Below are 16,492 nucleotides of genomic sequence, written 5' to 3'. Positions count from 1 at the left end.
TTTCCCTCGTGGGTTCAGTCGTCGGAGCCGAGCGAGACGTAGACGTCGCCGTCCTCGACCTTCACCCGGTAGGTGGCGACCGGCTGCGTCGCCGGCGGGTTGGTGGGCTTGCCGCTGCGCAGGTCGAAGCACGACCCGTGCAGCCAGCACTCGATGGTGCCGTTGTAGACCTCGCCCTCGGAGAGCGAGACCTCGGCGTGCGAGCAGATGTCGTTGACCGCGTACACCTCGTCGCCGGTGCGCACCAGCGCCACGGGGGTGTCGTCGATCTCCACGCCGAGGGCCCCGTCCGCGGGGATGTCGGCGACGGCGCACACCTTCACAAAGCTCATCGGTCCAGCTCCGCTTCGATCGCCTGCTGCACCTTCTCGCGGACCTCGGGCACCTCGATGCGCTCGATGAGCTGGCCGAGGAAGCCGCGGACGACCATGCGCCGGGCCTCGTCGAAGGTGATGCCGCGGGCCTGCAGGTAGAACAGGTGCTCGTCGTCCAGGCGTCCGGACGCCGAGGCGTGCCCCGCGCCGGCGACCTCGCCGGTCAGGATCTCCAGGTTCGGCACCGAGTCCACCCGGGTGCCGTCGGTCAGCACCAGGTTGCGGTTCAGCTCGTAGGTGTCGGTGCCCTCGGCCTCGACGCGGATGATCACGTCGCCGATCCAGACGGCGTGCGCGCCCTCGTCCTGCAGCGCGCCGCGGTAGTCGACCCGGCTGCGGCAGTTGGGGACGGTGTGGTCCACCAGCAGCCGGTGCTCCAGGTGCTGGCCGCCGTCGGCGAAGTAGACGCCGTACAGCTCGGCGTCGCCGCCGGGGCCGTCGTAGGCGACCGTCGGCGAGATCCGCACCAGGTCGCCGCCGAGGGTGATGTTGTGCGAGACGAACCGGGCGTCGCGGCCGAGGCGGGTGTACTGGTGCGCCACGTGCACGCTGTCGTGCGACCAGTCCTGCAGGCTGATCACCGACAGCGAGGCGCCGTCGCCGACGATGAACTCGACGTTGTCGGCGTAGGTCGCGTCGCCGCGGTGCGCCAGCACGACGGTGGCGCGGGCGAACGGCTCCAGGATCACGGTGGTGTGCCCGTAGGCGGCGGCGCCGGCGTCCTCGCCGCGCAGCCGCAGGACCGTCGGCGCGGACGCCTCGGTCTCCTTGGGCACGGTGACGACGGTCGCCTCGGTGAAGGACGCCCAGGCCTGCGCGCTCACCCGGTCGGCGGGCGTGAACGCCGTGCCGATCCGGGCGTCGCCGCGGCCCACGGTCTCCACGGTCACCTCGGGCGCCGCGTCCACCTCGAGGAGGATCTTGCCGTCCGCCGCGGCGGACCCGTTGTGCAGACCGCGCAGGCGGCGCAGCGGGGTGAACCGCCACTCCTCCTCGCGGCCGGTCGGGACCTCGAAGTCGGCGACCTCGAAGGAACCCCTCTCGTGCAACGTCGAGAGGGGACGAGTGTCGAGCCCCATCAGCCGACGGCTCCTTCCATCTGCAGCTCGATGAGCCGGTTCAGCTCAAGGGCGTATTCCATCGGCAGCTCGCGCGCGATCGGCTCGACGAACCCGCGCACGATCATGGCCATCGCCTCGTCCTCGGTGAGGCCGCGGCTCATCAGGTAGAACAGCTGGTCCTCCGACACCTTGGAGACGGTGGCCTCGTGGCCCATCTCCACGTCGTCCTCGCGGACGTCGACGTAGGGGTAGGTGTCGGACCGGCTGATCTGGTCCACCAGCAGCGCGTCGCACTTGACGGTGGACCTGCTGTGCTCGGCGCCCTCCTGGATCTGCACCAGGCCCCGGTAGGACGTGCGGCCGCCGCCGCGCGCCACCGACTTGGACACGATGGTGGAGGAGGTGTTGGGGGCGGCGTGCACCATCTTGGCGCCCGCGTCCTGGTGCTGGCCCTCGCCGGCGAAGGCGATGGACAGCGTCTCGCCCTTGGCGTGCTCGCCGAGCAGGTAGACCGCCGGGTACTTCATGGTGACCTTGGAGCCGATGTTGCCGTCGATCCACTCCATGGTGGCGCCCTCGTAGGCGACGGCGCGCTTGGTCACCAGGTTGTACACGTTGTTCGACCAGTTCTGGATGGTGGTGTAGCGGACGCGCGCGTCCTTCTTCACCACGATCTCCACCACGGCCGAGTGCAGCGAGTCGGACTTGTAGATCGGCGCGGTACAGCCCTCGACGTAGTGCACGTACGAGCCCTCGTCCGCGATGATCAGCGTCCGCTCGAACTGGCCCATGTTCTCGGTGTTGATCCGGAAGTAGGCCTGCAGCGGGATCTCCACGTGCACGCCCGGCGGCACGTAGATGAACGAGCCGCCCGACCACACCGCGGTGTTCAGCGCGGCGAACTTGTTGTCGCCGACCGGGATGACCTTGCCGAAGTACTCCTGGAAGATCTCCGGGTGCTCGCGCAGGCCGGTGTCGGTGTCCAGGAACAGGACGCCCTTCTCCTCGAGGTCCTCACGGATCTTGTGGTAGACGACCTCGGACTCGTACTGCGCCGCGACGCCCGCGATCAGCCGCTGCTTCTCGGCCTCGGGGATGCCGAGCTTGTCGTAGGTGTTCTTGATGTCCTCGGGGAGCTCTTCCCAGGACGCCGCCTGCTTCTCGGTGGAGCGGACGAAGTACTTGATGTTGTCGAAGTCGATGTCCGACAGGTCCGAGCCCCAGGAGGGCATCGGCTTCTTGTCGAACAGCCGCAGCCCCTTCAGGCGCAGGTCGAGCATCCACTCCGGCTCGCTCTTCTTGGCCGAGATGTCGCGGACGACGTCCTCGTTCAGGCCGCGGCGGGCCGAGGCGCCGGCGGCGTCGGAGTCGGCCCAGCCGAACTTGTACCGGTCGAGCCCTTCCAGCTCCGGGTGGGCTGCAGTCGTCATAGGGAGGTCCTCCCGGACTCCTCGTCATCAATATCCGGACCGTCGGCCGGCTCCCCTTCGCACAGGGAGCGCGAGCTGACGTGGGTGGTGCAGATTCCGTCGCCGTGGGCGATGGTCGCCAGCCGCTGCACCGGCAGGCCGAGCAGCCGGCCGAACGCCTCGGTCTCGGCCTCGCACAGCTGCGGGAACTCCGCGGCGACGTGCGCGACCGGGCAGTGGTGCTGGCAGAGCTGCTCGCCGCCGCCGGGCCAGGGGGCCTTGGCGGTCGCCGCGGCGTAGCCGTCGCCCGACAGGGCCTCGGCCAGCGTGCGGAGCCGCTGCTGGGGCGGGGCCCCCTTGACCACCGGGTGGTAGCGTCGCTCCAGGTCGGCGATCTGACGCCGGGCGAAGCGGGTGACCGCCTGCTCCCCGGCCGTCTCGGCCAGGAAGCGCAGCGCGCTGGTGGCCAGGTCGTCGTAGGCGTGCACGAAGGCGCTGCGGCCGGCGTCGGTGATGGCGAACCACTTGGCCGGCCGGCCGCGCCCGCGGGACTTCTGCGAGCGCGCCTCGCGCGTTTCGATCATGCCCTCGGCGAGCAGCGCGTCCAGGTGCCGGCGGATCGCGGCGGGCGTGAGCCCGATGCGCTCGCCGAGGCCGGACGCGGTGATCGGACCGTGCTCGAGGATGAGCCGGGCGACGCGGGCGCGGGTGTCGCGCTCGCCCTGCCCGGCGCCACCCGACGGCACGCCGGCGGACCGCGCGGGGGCGGCCGGGGCGCTCGTCGGATGCTCGTTCACGTTTTTCACAACATCAGTGTGCCGTAATTACTTCCCGGCCACCAAGTGAACTCCCGATGTCGTCGCTCACGCAGGTAAGCCTTACCTAACCTGCACTGATGCGCGCTCAGCGCGTCCCGCCGCCCCGCGGCAGCACCAGCACCGGGCACGGCGCGGCGCGGACGATCTTGCCGGCGCTCTCGCCGAGGAACACCTTGCGCAGCGGGCCGTCATGGCTGGACATGCAGGCCAGCACCTCGCCCGGCGGCATGTCCACCGCGCCGAGCGTCTTGGCGATGCCGACGCCCGGCACCGCCTCGGTCCGCACCTCCACCGCGCCGTCCGCGCCGACGACCCCGGCGGCGTGCGCCAGGTCCTTCTCGGCCTGCGCGAGCTGGCGCTGCACGACGTCGTCGGCGCGCAGGAACCGGGCCGGCAGCCCCGGGGGCCGCAGCACCAGGGTGACCAGCCGGACCGGCAGCCCGAGCCGGCGCGCGAAGGCCCCGGCCACCGCCAGCGGGGCCTCGGTGTCGCGGCGCCGCCAGTAGGCGACGGTCAGCCGCCCGAACCGCTCCGGCGCCTCCTCGGCGTACCCGCGCGGGGCCAGCAGGACCGGCACCGGCGAGCCGTGCAGGAGCTGGTCGGCGGTGCTGCCGATGGCGATGCGGCCGCGCCGGCCGCGCGGCGCCGAGCCGATCACGATCAGCCCCGCGCCGGTCTCCCCGGCCACCTCGATCAGGCCGCGGCCGCTGCCCCGGTGGGCGTGCTGGCGGAACGCGGCGTCCTTCTTGGCCACCTTCAGCGCGCCCAGCCGCTCCCCCGCCTGGGCGAGGGCCGCGGCCGACTGCTCCTTCAGGTAGCCGACCCACTCGGCGTCCACCGAGCCCGGCCCGCGCGCGGGCCAGGCGGGCGGGTGCACGTTGGCGACGGTCAGCGCCGCCCCGGTGCCGCGCGCGAGCAGGGCGGCGAGCGCCAGCGCGTCCTCGCCGCGGTCGTCGGGCGAGTAGCCGGCCAGCACGCGCAACCGGTCGCTCATCGTGACTCCTTTCCGGTGGCGGGCCGCCCGGCGGGCTCGGCGGCGAGCCGCGAGTGCCGGCGTCCGTAGGCGAAGTAGGCGGCGAGCCCGACCAGGGCCCACAGCAGGAAGACCGTCCAGGTCACCGCGCCGAGCCCGACCATCAGGTAGACGCAGAACCCGATGCCGAGCAGCGGGGTGATCGGATAGAAGGGGGTGCGGAAGCTGCGCGGCATGTCGGGCCGGGTCCGGCGCAGCACGATGACGCCCAGGCTGACCAGCGAGAACGCGAACAGCGTGCCGATGCTGGTGGCGTCCACCAGCCGGCCGAGCGGGATCGCCGCGGCCAGCACCGCGATGAAGCCGGCCACGATCAGGGTGTTGGCGACCGGCACCGCGTGTCGCGGGCTCACCTTCTGGAAGATCGGCGGGATCAGCCCGTCGCGCGACATCGCGAACAGGATGCGGGTCTGGCCGTACATCACGGTCAGCACCACGCTGGTGATCGCGACGACCGCGCCGAACGACAGCACCGCCGACGGCCAGGCCATGCCGGTCGCCTCGTCCAGCACCCGCGCCAGCGACGCCTCCGAGCCGCTCAGCGAGAACCGCTTCCACGGCATCGCGCCGACCGCGCTCAGCCCGACCAGCACGTACACCACGGTCACGATGAGCAGCGACAAGATGATGGCGAGCGGCAGGTCGCGCTTGGGGTTCTTGGCCTCCTCGCCCGCGGTGGAGGCGGCGTCGAACCCGATGTAGGAGAAGAACACCTTCGAGCCGGCCGCGCTGATCCCGGCCCAGCCCATCGGCGCGAACGGGGTGAGGTTGCCCGCGCGGAACGCGGTGAAGGCGACCACGCAGAAGAACGCCAGCACGCCGACCTTCAGCATCACCATGACGGTGTTGGCGGTCGCGCTCTCGGACGTGCCGCGCAGGAGCAGCAGGGTGGCGATCAGCACCACCACGACGGCGGGGATGTTGACGACGCCGCCGTCCTCGCCCGGCGAGTTGCTGATCGCCGCCGGCATGGTGAACCCGAGGGTCTTGTCGAAGAACTCGTTGAGGTAGGCGCCCCAGCCGACCGCGACGGCCGACACCGACACCGCGTACTCCAGCAGCAGGCACCAGCCGCACACCCAGGCGACCAGCTCGCCGAGCGTGGCGTAGGCGTAGGAGTACGACGACCCCGAGACCGGGATGGTGCCGGCGAGCTCGGCGTAGGACAGCGCCGAGAACAGCGCGGTCACCGCGGCCAGCACGAACGCCAGCACGACGGCCGGGCCGGCGAGCGGCACCGCCTCGCCGAGCACGACGAAGATGCCGGTGCCGAGGGTGGCGCCGACGCTGAACAGCGTCAGCTGCAGCAGGCTCATCGTGCGCTTCAGCTCACCGCCCGCGCCCTGCCCGCCCTCGCTCACGATCTGGTCGACCGGCTTGGTCCGGACCAGGCTGTGCAACAGCCCGGCGGAACCGGTGCCTGCTTCCACGCCGTGCCCCCCTCCGATGTTGACGACGGTGCTCGATACCCGGGTCAGCGCGCGCTACTCCGCTAGAGCGTGCTGGTCAGCGGCCAGGTGGCGTTCGGCGTGATGATCGTGCCCGCCCGCCCCTCCAGGATCTGCACGCACTCGTCGAGCCTGCCGATCGCGGCCATGTCGCCGGTGCGCTCGACGAACCCGGCGGCCGCCTCGACCTTCGGCCCCATCGAGCCGGCCGGGAAGTCCTCGGCGCGCAGCTCGTGCGGGGTGGTGCTGGCGATCTCCTGCTGGTCCGGAGTGCCGAAGCCGCGCATCACCCGCGGCACGTCGGTGAGGATGAGGAAGGCGTCGGCCTCCAGCGTCTCGGCCAGCAGCGCCCCGGTCAGGTCCTTGTCGATCACCGCCTCGACGCCCTCCAGCCGGCCGACGTCGTTGCGCACCACCGGGACGCCGCCGCCGCCCGCGCAGATCACCACGGTGCCGGCCTCCACCAGCGTGCGGATCAGCCGGATCTCCACCACCCGCTGCGGCACCGGCGAGGGCACCACGCGGCGCCACCGGTCGCCGTCGGGCTTGACGGTCCAGCCGTACTCCTTGGCGAGCCGCTCGGCCTCCGCGCGGTCGTAGACCTGGCCGACGAACTTGGCCGGGTCGCCGAACGCCGGGTCCACCGCCGACACCAGCGTCTGGTTGATCATGGCGATGACCTGGCGGCCCGGCAGCGCGTTCTGCAGCGCCTGCAGCATCCAGTACCCGATCATGCCCTGGGTCTCGGCGCCGATGGTGTCCAGCGGGTAGGGGCGCTCCAGCTCGGGGTCGTTGACGCTCTCCAGCGCCAGCACCCCCACCTGCGGGCCGTTGCCGTGCGTGATGATCAGCTGGTGCCGCTCGGCGAGCGGGGCGAGCGCCTTCACCGCCGCCATCACGTTGGCGCGCTGCGGCTCCGCGTCGGGCCGCTGCCCGCGCCGCATCAGGGCGTTGCCCCCGAGCGCGACGACTACACGCATGTGGTTCCCCGTCCTCCTGCCGGCGGGCCGGCGGCCGGTGCCGCTCAGCCGAGCGTGGCGACCATGATTGCCTTGATGGTGTGCAGCCGGTTCTCGGCCTCGTCGAAGACGATCGAGGCGTCGGACTCGAAGACCTCGTCGGTCACCTCCAGCGCGTCCATCCCGGTCTTGTCGAAGATCTCCCGCCCGACGGCGGTCCCGCGGTCGTGGTAGGCCGGCAGGCAGTGCATGAACCTGACCCGCGGGTTGCCGGTCGCCTCCAGGACGCCGCGGTTGACCTGGTAGTCCCGCAGCAGCCGCACCCGCTCGTCCCAGACCTTCTCGGGCTCGCCCATGGACACCCACACGTCGGTCATCACGAAGTCGGCGCCGCGCACGCCCTCGTCGACCTTCTCGGTGACGGTGATGGTCGCCCCGGTGCCGGCGGCGATCTCGCGGGCGGGCCCGACCACCCCGTCCTCGTCGGGCCACAGGGTGCGGGGCGCCACGATCCGCACGTCCATGCCCATCAGCGCGCCGGAGACGATGTAGGAGTGCGCCATGTTGTTGCGGCCGTCGCCGAGGTAGGCGAAGGCGACCTCGTGCAGGGGCTTGTCGCTGTGCTCGCGCATGGTCAGCTGGTCCGCCAGCATCTGGGTGGGGTGCCACTCGTCGGTGAGACCGTTCCACACCGGGACGCCGGAGAAACGCGCGAACTCCTCCACCGCCTGCTGGCTCCTGCCGCGGTACTCGATGCCGTCGAACATGCGGCCGAGCACCCGGGCGGTGTCCTTGACCGACTCCTTGTGGCCGAGCTGCGAGCCGCTCGAGTCCAGGTAGGTGACGTGCGCGCCCTGGTCGTGCGCGGCGACCTCGAAGGCGCAGCGGGTGCGGGTGGAGGTCTTCTCGAAGATCAGCGCGATGTTCCTGCCCGCCAGGACGGGCCGCTCGGTGCCGCCGAGCCTGGCGGCCTTCAGGTCCGCCGACAGGTCGAGCAGGAGCCGCCACTCGCGCGGGGTGAAGTCCAGCTCCTTGAGGAAGCTGCGGCCGTGCAGGTTGAATGCCATGTCGTCCTACCGTCCTTCGGCGTGCGGTCCGGGCCGCTCAGGCGTCGCGTTCGAGCGGGCAGCTCATGCAGCGGGGTCCGCCGCGGCCGCGGCCGAGCTCGCTGCCGCGGATGGTGATCACCTCGATGCCGTTTTTGGCGAGGAAGTTGTTGGTGGTGGTGTTGCGCTCGTAGGCGATCACCACGCCCGGCTCCACCGCCAGCACGTTGGAGCCGTCGTCCCACTGCTCGCGCTCGGCGGCGAAGACGTCCTGGACGGCGGTGAGCACCTTGATGTCGTCCAGGCCGAGCGCGGCGGCGATGGCCTTGTGCATCTGCTCGGCCGGATGGTCGGTGAGCTTCAGCTCCTTCTCGTTGTCGCCCGGCTCGACGGTGAACGACGGCAGCATGCCCATCCCGGCGTACTTGGTGAACACGCCGTGGTCGACCATCGTCATGACGGTGTCCAGGTGCATGAACGCGCGCCGCTGCGGCATCCGCAGCGCCACGATCCGGCGGACCGAGCCGCGCGCGAACAGCGACCGGGCCAGGAACTCCACCGCCTGCGGCTGGGTGCGCTCGCTCACCCCGATCAGGACCGCGCCGTTGCCGATCACCAGCACGTCGCCGCCCTCGATGGTGGCGGGCGCCATCGCGGTGCCCTGGTACCAGATGTTGTAGCCGCCGTCGTCGGGCCTGCCGTAGCCGTCGGCGAACATCGGGTGCCACTTGTAGATGGCCTCGTAGTTGACCGTCTCCCGCTCGCGCGCCTTCTTGCGCATCGGGTTGATGGACACGCCGTCGTAGATCCAGCAGGAGGTGTCGCGGGTGAACAGGTGGTTCGGCAGCGGGGTCAGGATGAAGTCGTCCATGCCGAGCGTGTGGGACGCGATCGACTTCGGCTCGGAGACGCGCTCCAGCATCTCCCGCTTGGTGATGCCGCCGATCAGGTAGGCGGCGAGCTCGCGGACGTCCATGGCGTCGAAGCCGTTGCGGACGGCGTCGACGGCGAGCGGCCCGTACCGCCGGGGGTCGATCACGTGGTCCAGGATGTGCTTCCTGGCCTCGGGGAGCTCGATGGTCTCGCGCAGCAGGTCCTCCAGCAGGAACACCTCCACGCCGCGGCCGGCCAGGACCCGCCGGAACTCGTCGTGCTCCTCCCCGGCCCGCTGCACCCACAGCACGTCGTCGAAGAGCAGGTCGGCGGCGTTGGACGGGGTGAGGCGCTTCAGTGACAGCTCGGGCCGGTGCACCAGGACCCGCCGGAGCGTGCCGACCTCGGACTCGACGTGGAAAGACATTCGGTGGCCTCCTAGTGGTTCCTGGCGCTGGGGTTCCCGGCGCGACCCGTCTCCCGCGGCCCGTACTCGCCGCGCCCGGCCTTGGTCCAGATGTAGACCGGAACGCCGACCAGCAGCACCAGGACGCCGAGCATGACGGCCTGGTCGCCGGAGCCGTAGACGATGGCGAAGGAGAACAGCAGCGCGACGACCGCCATCGCCATGTCCCGCAACAGGCGTCCCCGGCTCACTTTCCGGCCTCCGGTCACCAGCCAGAACAGCTGCGCGGCGGCGGAGAAGAAATAGGGGATGGCGGTGGTGAACGAGGCGAACAGCAAAATGGTGTTGAAAGCGTTCTCGGACGCGTAGGACGACAGCAGCATCAGCGAGCTGAGAACGGCTCCGGCGATGATGCCGACGACCGGCGCGCCGCGCCGCGTCGTCCGGCCGAACGCGGCGGGGAACATGCCGTCACGGGCGGCGGCCATCGGCATCTCGGCGACCAGCAGCATCCAGCCGTTCAGCGCGCCGATGCCCGACACGATCGCGCAGGCCGCCATCGCGGCGCCCCAGCCGCCGCCGCCGAACATGTTGTTGACGGCGTCGGCGAACGGCGCGTCGGAGCCCGTGAGGCGGGCGTGCGGCACGGTGCCGAAGACCGCGAGGGTGGCCAGCAGGTAGAGCGCGGTGCAGGCCAGCACGCCGAGGATGCTGGCGCGGCCGACGTTGCGCGCCGGGTCCTTGATCCGCTCGGCGACGATCGTCACGCTCTCCATGCCGGAGTAGATGAACAGGATCAGCCCGGCCGCGAGCCAGCCCGCGTGCCAGAGCGACCCACCACTGGCGTTGAACGGGCCGAAGTTCCCCGCCTTGAGGAAGAACAGCCCAACGATCCCCACGAAGATCAGCGGCACGAACTTCAGCACCGTGGTGACCAGCTGGAACACCCCGATGTTGCGCACCCCGGACAGGTTGATCAGCGCCGGCAGCCACAGCCCGGCCAGCCCGATCGCGATCTTGCCCGGGACCGAGTCCCAGTGCAGGAAGTAGTTGACGTAGCCGACCCAGGCGACCGCGATGCCGGCGTTGCCGCCCCAGGCGGTGAGCCAGAACGACCACGCCGTCAGGAAGCCCGCGAACTCCCCGAAGGCGTCGCGGGCGTAGGCGTAGGGGCCGCCGCTCGCCGGGACGCGCGCGCCGAGCCGGCCGAACACCAGGGCGAGGGCGATGGCGCCGACCGCGGTGGCCCCCATCACCGCGAAGCTGATCGTGCCGATCTCGGCGAGCGACGCCGGGAGCAGGAAGATGCCGGTGCCGACGATGTTGCCGACGACCAGGGCGGTCGCCTGGGGCAGGCCGAGCCGGCCGCCGGACGAGGCGTCCGCCGCGTCGTCCTTCGCGGGGGCGGCCGCCTCGGCCCGGGACAGGGTCACCCCTTCCCAAGCCTCCGACCCGGCCATTTCCACGCTCGTTCCCCCGGCAGAAAACAGAAGTCCCCGAAGCCATCTCCGCAATGCGGGTGACAGGCTGGGAATTACCCGGGGGCGATCTACCGAAACGCCATCGACGATCAAGCCGCGCCGCCCCTTCCCTTTTGGGCGGGCATTGAGAGAATTTGACTCCGGCTTGGGTATTCCAGGGGCGGGAGAACATTCGGCGACGAACGGGAAAAGGAAACGGCGAACGCCGGCCGGGGTGTGGTCCCGGACACGTCGGCGGGCCCCGCGCAGAGCCGTCCGGGGACGGACCTAAACTCGTCGTCATGGCACCCCCCGGAGACTGCGCGGTCGAGATCGACGCGCTGGTGAAGCGCTACGGCGGCGTCGCCGCCGTGGACGGCCTGTCCCTGCGCGCCGGACGCGGCGAGGTCACCGCGCTGCTCGGCCCGAACGGGGCGGGCAAGACCACCGCGATCGAGATCTGCGAGGGCTTCCGCCGCGCCGACGGCGGCACCGTCCGCGTCCTCGGCCTGGACCCGGCCGCGGACGCGCGGGCGCTGAAGCCGCGGGTCGGGGTGATGCCGCAGTCGGGCGGCGTGCCCGGCACCGCCAAGGCCGGCGAGTTCCTGAAGCTGGTCGCCTCCTTCCACGCCGCGCCGCTGGACACCGGCGCGCTGCTGGAGCGGCTCGGCCTCACCGAGCACGCGCGCACCGCGTTCCGGCGGCTGTCGGGCGGGCAGCAGCAGCGGCTGTCGCTCGCCGTCGCCATCGTCGGCCGCCCCGAGCTGGTGTTCCTGGACGAGCCCACCACCGGCCTGGACCCGCAGGCCCGGCACGCCACCTGGGAGCTGGTCGCCGAGCTGCGCGCCGCCGGGGTGTCGGTGGTGCTCACCACGCACTACATGGAGGAGGCCGAGCGGCTCGCCGACCGGGTCGTGATCGTCGACCACGGCCGGGTGGTGGCCGAGGGCTCGCCCGCCGAGCTCACCGGCGCCGAACGCCAGCTGCGCTTCCGCGCCCGGCCCGGCCTCGGCCTGGACGAGCTGCTGACGGCGCTGCCGGCCGGCAGCGCGGCCAAGGAGTCGCCCGCCGGGCACTACCTCGTCGAGGGCGACGTGCGGCCCGAGCTGCTGGCCACCGTGACGGCCTGGTGCGCCTCCAACGGCGTGCTGGCCGAGGACCTGAGGATCGAACGGCGGACCCTGGAAGACGTCTTCCTGGAGCTCACCGGACGGGAGCTGCGCGCATGACCGCCACCACCACCCCGCCGCTGGACCTGGCGCCCGCGCCCGGCGCCGTCCCGCTGCCCCGCATGATCGCCGCGCAGACCGGCTACGAGGTGCGCGGCCTGCTGCGCAACGGCGAGCAGCTGCTCCTCACCCTGATCATCCCGGTGGTGCTGCTCACCCTGTTCAGCGCGACCTCGCTGCTGGACCTGCCGGGCCGCCGCGTCGACTTCCTCGCCCCGGGCGTCCTCGCCCTCGCGGTGATGTCGACGGCGTTCACCGGGCAGGCGATCGGCACCGGCTTCGAGCGCCGCTACGGCGTGCTGAAGCGCCTCGGCGCCACCCCGCTGCCGCGCGCCGGGCTCATCGCCGCCAAGACCCTCACCGTCGTGCTGGTCGAGGCCCTGCAGGCGGTGGTGATCGGCGGCGTCGCGCTCGCGCTCGGCTGGCACCCGCACGGCGACCCGCTGTCGGTGCTGGTCCTGCTGCTGCTCGGCACCGCCGCGTTCAGCGGGTTCGGGCTGCTGATGGCCGGGACGCTGCGCGCCGAGGCGACGCTCGCCGCCGCCAACCTCGTCTACATCCTGCTGCTGGCGGTCGGCGGCGTGGTGTTCCCGCTGGACAAGTTCCCCGGCGGGGTGCGCTCGGCCCTGGAACTGCTGCCGATCTCCGCGCTCGCCGACGGGCTGCGCCAGGTGCTGCAGCACGGCGCGTCCCTCCCCGGCAAGCCGCTGCTCGTCCTCGCGGTGTGGGCCGTCGCCGGGCTCGCCCTCGCCGCCCGATTCTTCAGATGGGAATGACCCGTGGCACTCGCTGAAGCACCCGGTCACTACGGCGGCGCGGGCCCGCTGCCGCGCCGGGCCGCGCTGCCGTCGCTCGGCTCGGTCCCCCCGCCCGCGCTGATCCTGCTCGGGATCGTGTCGGTGCAGGTCGGCGCGGGCCTGGCCAAGCACATGTTCGACCGCATGTCGCCCGGGGCGGTGGTGCTGCTGCGGCTCGGCACCTCGGCGCTGGTGCTGGCGTTCCTGTGCCGCAAGGCGCTGCGCACCGAGCTGCGCGGCCGGACCCGCCGCGACCTCGCCGTCGTCGCCGGGTTCGGGCTGACGCTCGCGCTGATGAACTTCTCCATCTACCAGTCCTTCCAGCGCATCCCGCTCGGCGTGGCCGTCACGGTCGAGTTCCTCGGGCCGCTGGTGGTGGCGATCGCCGGCTCGCGGCGACCCCGCGACCTGGTGTGGGCGCTGCTGGCGTTCGCCGGCGTCGCGATGCTCGCCCGCGGCGGGTCGATGGACCTGGTCGGCATCGGGTTCGCGCTGCTGGCCGGCGCCGGCTGGGCCGGGTACATCCTGCTGAGCGCCGCCACCGGGCAGCGCTTCTCCGGCACCTCGGGCCTGGCGATCGCCAGCATCGTCGGGACGGCCGCGGTGCTGCCGGTCGGCGTCGGCACCGGCGGCGGCGCGCTGCTGGACCCCGAGCTGCTGCTGTTCGGCCTCGGCGTCGGGCTGCTGTCGTCGGTCATCCCCTACTCGCTGGAGCTGGAGGCGCTGCGGCGCATGCCGGCCCGGCTGTTCAGCATCCTGATGAGCCTGGAGCCCGCCGTGGCGGCGCTGATCGGGCTCGTCCTGCTCGGCGAGGTGCTGTCGGGCCGCCAGTGGGCCGCGATCGGCTGCGTCATCGTCGCCTGCGTCGGCGCCACGCTCGGGCAGAAGGAACCACCGGCGGCCGCCGAGGCGTGAGCCCGCCGGTGGCGGGCACCTCCCGCCGCGTGCAAGGATCGATCAGAGGACGAAGCGATGAGCGGAGAGGGGTCGCCGTGACCGGCTGGGGCGAGGAGCAGGGACTTCCGGCGGAGTTCTTCGAGGCGGGCAACCCCTCGTTCGTCGGGCTGCTGCGCGAGCACTCCCCCGAGATGCTGCCGATCAACCGGGTGGGCGAGACCCCCGACCTGCCGCACGGCACCACGATCCTGGCGCTGACCTTCCCCGGCGGGGTGATGATGGCCGGCGACCGCCGCGCCACCTCGGGCAACCGCATCGCCTACCGCGAGCTGGACAAGGTGCAGCGCGGCGACGAGTACTCGGTCGTGGCGTTCGCCGGCACCGTCGGCCTCGCGCTGGAGATGGTCCGCCTCTTCCAGGTCGAGCTGGAGCACTACGAGAAGATGGAGATGGTCCCGCTGTCGCTGCCGGGCAAGGCCCGCCGGCTCGGCGCCGTCGTCCAGGCCAACTTCGCGCAGGCGCTGCAGGGCCTCGCCGTCGTCCCGCTGTTCGCCGGGTTCGACGTCGACGGCGGCACCGGGCACATCTACAGCTACGACATCACCGGCTCACCGCAGGAGACCCACCGCTTCCACGCCGACGGGTCGGGCTCGCCGTACGCGCTCGGCTCGCTGAAGAAGCTCTACCGCGACGACCTGACGGCGGCGCAGGCCGCCGAGGTGTGCGTGCAGGCGCTGTACGACGCCGCCGACGACGACGCGGCCACCGGCGGGCCGGACCAGACCCGCCGCATCTACCCCAGCATCGCCACCGTCACCGCCGACGGCTTCCGGATGCTGCCGGAGGAGGAGGTGGCGGCGGTCGTCGACCGGGTCGTCGAGCAGCGCCACCGCCGGCCGGACGGGCCCGTCGCGCCGCTGCGCTGAGCCCGGGGAACGTCGTACCTGCGCCCTAGACTCGGCCTATGGCACGGGCGAACGACGAGGCTGCGGCCCTCATCCAGGAACTGGCGGACCTGCTGTCGATCACCGGCGGCGACGCGTTCAAGATCAGGGCGTACGAGAAGGCGGCGCGGGCGATCGCCGGGTATCCCGAGGACGTCTCGGGCCTGAACCTGACGGGGCTGAAGAAGATCCCGGCGGTCGGCGAGGCGATCGCCAAGAAGCTGGTCGACTACAACGAGACCGGCACCATCCGGCAGGTGGAGGAGCTGCGCGCGCAGGTGCCCAGCAGCGTCCGCGCGCTGACCGCGATCCCCACCCTCGGGCCGAAGAAGGCGCTGCTGCTGTACCAGCGGCTCGGCGTGGCGACCGTCGACGAGCTGGAGGCGGCCCTCGACGAGGGCCGGCTGCACGGGTTGAAGGGCTTCGGGCCCAAGTCCGAGGAGAACATCCGGCACGGCATCGAGCTGCTGCGCCAGACCGGCGACCGCGTCCTGATCGGCACCGCCGCCGCCCTCGCCGACGAGATCGTCGCGGCCCTGGCCCCGCTCGCCGAACGGATCACCCACGCCGGCTCGCTGCGCCGGATGCGCGAGACGATCGGCGACGTCGACGTCCTGGCGGCCTCGGCCGACCCGCGCCCCCTGATGGAGGCGTTCACCGCCCTGCCGTTCGTCACCGAGGTCATCGCGGGCGGCGACAAGAAGACCTCGGTGCGCACCTACCGGGGGCCGCAGGTCGACCTGCGGGTCGTCCCGCCGGAGTCGTGGGGCGCGGCCCTGCAGTACTTCACCGGCTCGCAGGCGCACAACATCCGCACCCGCGAGATCGCGGTCAAGGCCAAGCTGAAGCTGTCGGAGTACGGCCTGTTCACCGCCTCCGGCGAGCTGATCGTCTCGGAGACCGAGGAGGAGGTCTACGAGCGCCTCGGCATGCCGTGGATCCCGCCGGCGCTGCGCGAGGACGGCGGCGAGATCGAGGCCGCCCTCGCCGACGCGCTCCCCGACCTCGTCACCGTCGAACACATCAAGGGCGACCTGCACACCCACACCGACCTCACCGACGGCCGCGCGACGCTGGAGGAGATGGTCCGCACCGCCGCCGAGCGGGGCCTCGCGTACTACGCCGTCACCGACCACGCGCCCGACCTGGCCATGCACCAGATGACCGACGCGAAGATGCTCGCCCAGCGCGAGCGGATCCGCGCCCTGCAGAAGGAGTATCCGGACCTGGCGATCCTGCACGGCAGCGAGCTGAACATCGGCCCGGACGGCTCGGTCGACTGGGACGCGGACTTCCTGTCGGGCTTCGACATGTGCGTCGCCTCGGTCCACTCCCACTTCAACCAGGACCAGGCCGAGATGACGCGCCGCTTCATCACGGCCTGCGAGAACCCGCACGTGCACGTCATCGGCCACCCGACGGCCCGGCTGATCGGCCGCCGCGCGCCCGTCGACGCCGACTGGGACGAGGTCTTCCGCGCCGCCGCCCGCACCGGCACGGCCATGGAGGTCAACTGCTTCCCCGACCGGCTCGACCTGCCGGCCGACCTGATCCGCCGCGCGCTGCGCTTCGGCGTCAAGTTCTCGATCGACACCGACGCGCACTCGGTCGCCGACCAGCGCAACATCCGCTTCGGCGTCGGCACCGCCCAGCGCGGCTGGCTGACCCCCGACGACGTGATCAACACCTGGCCCCTCCCCCGCCTCCGCGAGTTCCTGGCCGCCAAGAAGGGCTGAGG

General features: G+C 71.9%; 15 protein-coding genes. 5 read left to right on the top strand and 10 right to left on the bottom strand.

Annotated elements, in window-relative coordinates:
- Positions 1-14 precede the first annotated feature (14 nt).
- The 10 genes from ACRB68_RS33255 to ACRB68_RS33210 form a co-directional block, all read right to left on the bottom strand.
- Positions 15-332 carry a bifunctional 3-phenylpropionate/cinnamic acid dioxygenase ferredoxin subunit gene (locus tag ACRB68_RS33255; protein WP_153539694.1) on the bottom strand — a complete coding sequence of 106 codons (318 nt, stop codon included), beginning with the start codon at positions 330-332 and terminating at the stop codon, positions 15-17.
- A complete protein-coding gene (sufD, locus tag ACRB68_RS33250; RefSeq protein ID WP_153539692.1) occupies positions 329-1,453 on the bottom strand; it encodes a Fe-S cluster assembly protein SufD in 1,125 nt (374 codons plus the stop codon). Before sufD ends, ACRB68_RS33255 begins: the two co-directional genes overlap by 4 nt.
- On the bottom strand, positions 1,453-2,865 hold the full coding sequence (gene sufB / locus ACRB68_RS33245) for a Fe-S cluster assembly protein SufB (protein WP_153539690.1): 1,413 nt from the start codon (positions 2,863-2,865) through the stop codon (positions 1,453-1,455). The genes sufD and sufB overlap by 1 nt, the downstream gene beginning before the upstream one ends.
- Positions 2,862-3,641, bottom strand: coding sequence for a helix-turn-helix transcriptional regulator (locus ACRB68_RS33240; RefSeq protein ID WP_407924323.1), 780 nt, complete (start codon positions 3,639-3,641; stop codon positions 2,862-2,864). The genes sufB and ACRB68_RS33240 overlap by 4 nt, the downstream gene beginning before the upstream one ends.
- A 106-nt stretch (positions 3,642-3,747) precedes the next feature.
- The gene (locus ACRB68_RS33235) at positions 3,748-4,656 is read right to left on the bottom strand and encodes a universal stress protein (RefSeq protein ID WP_153539688.1); all 909 of its coding nucleotides are present in this window, start codon (positions 4,654-4,656) and stop codon (positions 3,748-3,750) included.
- Positions 4,653-6,125, bottom strand: coding sequence for an amino acid permease (locus ACRB68_RS33230; protein ID WP_328595095.1), 1,473 nt, complete (start codon positions 6,123-6,125; stop codon positions 4,653-4,655). Before ACRB68_RS33230 ends, ACRB68_RS33235 begins: the two co-directional genes overlap by 4 nt.
- A 62-nt stretch (positions 6,126-6,187) precedes the next feature.
- Positions 6,188-7,123 carry a carbamate kinase gene (gene arcC / locus ACRB68_RS33225; protein WP_153539686.1) on the bottom strand — a complete coding sequence of 312 codons (936 nt, stop codon included), beginning with the start codon at positions 7,121-7,123 and terminating at the stop codon, positions 6,188-6,190.
- 44 nt (positions 7,124-7,167) lie between these two features.
- Positions 7,168-8,169, bottom strand: coding sequence for an ornithine carbamoyltransferase (argF, locus tag ACRB68_RS33220; protein ID WP_153539684.1), 1,002 nt, complete (start codon positions 8,167-8,169; stop codon positions 7,168-7,170).
- Positions 8,170-8,206: 37 nt separating this feature from the next.
- On the bottom strand, positions 8,207-9,448 hold the full coding sequence (locus ACRB68_RS33215) for an arginine deiminase (protein ID WP_153539682.1): 1,242 nt from the start codon (positions 9,446-9,448) through the stop codon (positions 8,207-8,209).
- An 11-nt stretch (positions 9,449-9,459) separates the two neighbouring features.
- Positions 9,460-10,860, bottom strand: coding sequence for an APC family permease (locus ACRB68_RS33210; RefSeq protein ID WP_328595094.1), 1,401 nt, complete (start codon positions 10,858-10,860; stop codon positions 9,460-9,462).
- A gap of 329 nt (positions 10,861-11,189) precedes the next feature.
- Between ACRB68_RS33210 and ACRB68_RS33205 the strand changes: the two genes are divergently transcribed.
- The 5 genes from ACRB68_RS33205 (at position 11,190) to polX (ending at position 16,490) form a co-directional block, all read left to right on the top strand.
- Positions 11,190-12,116, top strand: a complete 927-nt coding sequence (locus ACRB68_RS33205) for an ABC transporter ATP-binding protein (protein ID WP_153539678.1) — start codon at positions 11,190-11,192, stop codon at positions 12,114-12,116.
- The gene (locus ACRB68_RS33200) at positions 12,113-12,892 is read left to right on the top strand and encodes an ABC transporter permease (protein WP_153539676.1); all 780 of its coding nucleotides are present in this window, start codon (positions 12,113-12,115) and stop codon (positions 12,890-12,892) included. The genes ACRB68_RS33205 and ACRB68_RS33200 overlap by 4 nt, the downstream gene beginning before the upstream one ends.
- Before the next feature lie 3 nt (positions 12,893-12,895).
- Positions 12,896-13,828: an EamA family transporter gene (locus ACRB68_RS33195; protein WP_407924322.1), complete on the top strand. Its 933-nt coding sequence runs from the start codon at positions 12,896-12,898 to the stop codon at positions 13,826-13,828.
- 77 nt (positions 13,829-13,905) lie between these two features.
- Positions 13,906-14,736 carry a proteasome subunit beta gene (gene prcB / locus ACRB68_RS33190; RefSeq protein WP_328595093.1) on the top strand — a complete coding sequence of 277 codons (831 nt, stop codon included), beginning with the start codon at positions 13,906-13,908 and terminating at the stop codon, positions 14,734-14,736.
- A 38-nt stretch (positions 14,737-14,774) separates the two neighbouring features.
- Positions 14,775-16,490 carry a DNA polymerase/3'-5' exonuclease PolX gene (polX, locus tag ACRB68_RS33185; protein ID WP_153539674.1) on the top strand — a complete coding sequence of 572 codons (1,716 nt, stop codon included), beginning with the start codon at positions 14,775-14,777 and terminating at the stop codon, positions 16,488-16,490.
- The last annotated feature ends 2 nt before the right edge of the window (positions 16,491-16,492 follow it).

The organism is Actinomadura macrotermitis (genome assembly GCF_009604375.1).
Classification (GTDB): domain Bacteria; phylum Actinomycetota; class Actinomycetes; order Streptosporangiales; family Streptosporangiaceae; genus Spirillospora; species Spirillospora macrotermitis.
This window is presented reverse-complemented; position numbering and strand designations above follow the sequence as displayed.

Coding starts and splice junctions, on each gene's coding strand:
- ACRB68_RS33255 (WP_153539694.1), bottom strand. CDS start 332: ATGAGCTTTGTGAAGGTGTGCGCCGTCGCCGACATCCCCGCGGACGGG.
- sufD (WP_153539692.1), bottom strand. CDS start 1,453: ATGGGGCTCGACACTCGTCCCCTCTCGACGTTGCACGAGAGGGGTTCC.
- sufB (WP_153539690.1), bottom strand. CDS start 2,865: ATGACGACTGCAGCCCACCCGGAGCTGGAAGGGCTCGACCGGTACAAG.
- ACRB68_RS33235 (WP_153539688.1), bottom strand. CDS start 4,656: ATGAGCGACCGGTTGCGCGTGCTGGCCGGCTACTCGCCCGACGACCGC.
- arcC (WP_153539686.1), bottom strand. CDS start 7,123: ATGCGTGTAGTCGTCGCGCTCGGGGGCAACGCCCTGATGCGGCGCGGG.
- argF (WP_153539684.1), bottom strand. CDS start 8,169: ATGGCATTCAACCTGCACGGCCGCAGCTTCCTCAAGGAGCTGGACTTC.
- ACRB68_RS33215 (WP_153539682.1), bottom strand. CDS start 9,448: ATGTCTTTCCACGTCGAGTCCGAGGTCGGCACGCTCCGGCGGGTCCTG.
- ACRB68_RS33205 (WP_153539678.1), top strand. CDS start 11,190: ATGGCACCCCCCGGAGACTGCGCGGTCGAGATCGACGCGCTGGTGAAG.
- ACRB68_RS33200 (WP_153539676.1), top strand. CDS start 12,113: ATGACCGCCACCACCACCCCGCCGCTGGACCTGGCGCCCGCGCCCGGC.
- polX (WP_153539674.1), top strand. CDS start 14,775: ATGGCACGGGCGAACGACGAGGCTGCGGCCCTCATCCAGGAACTGGCG.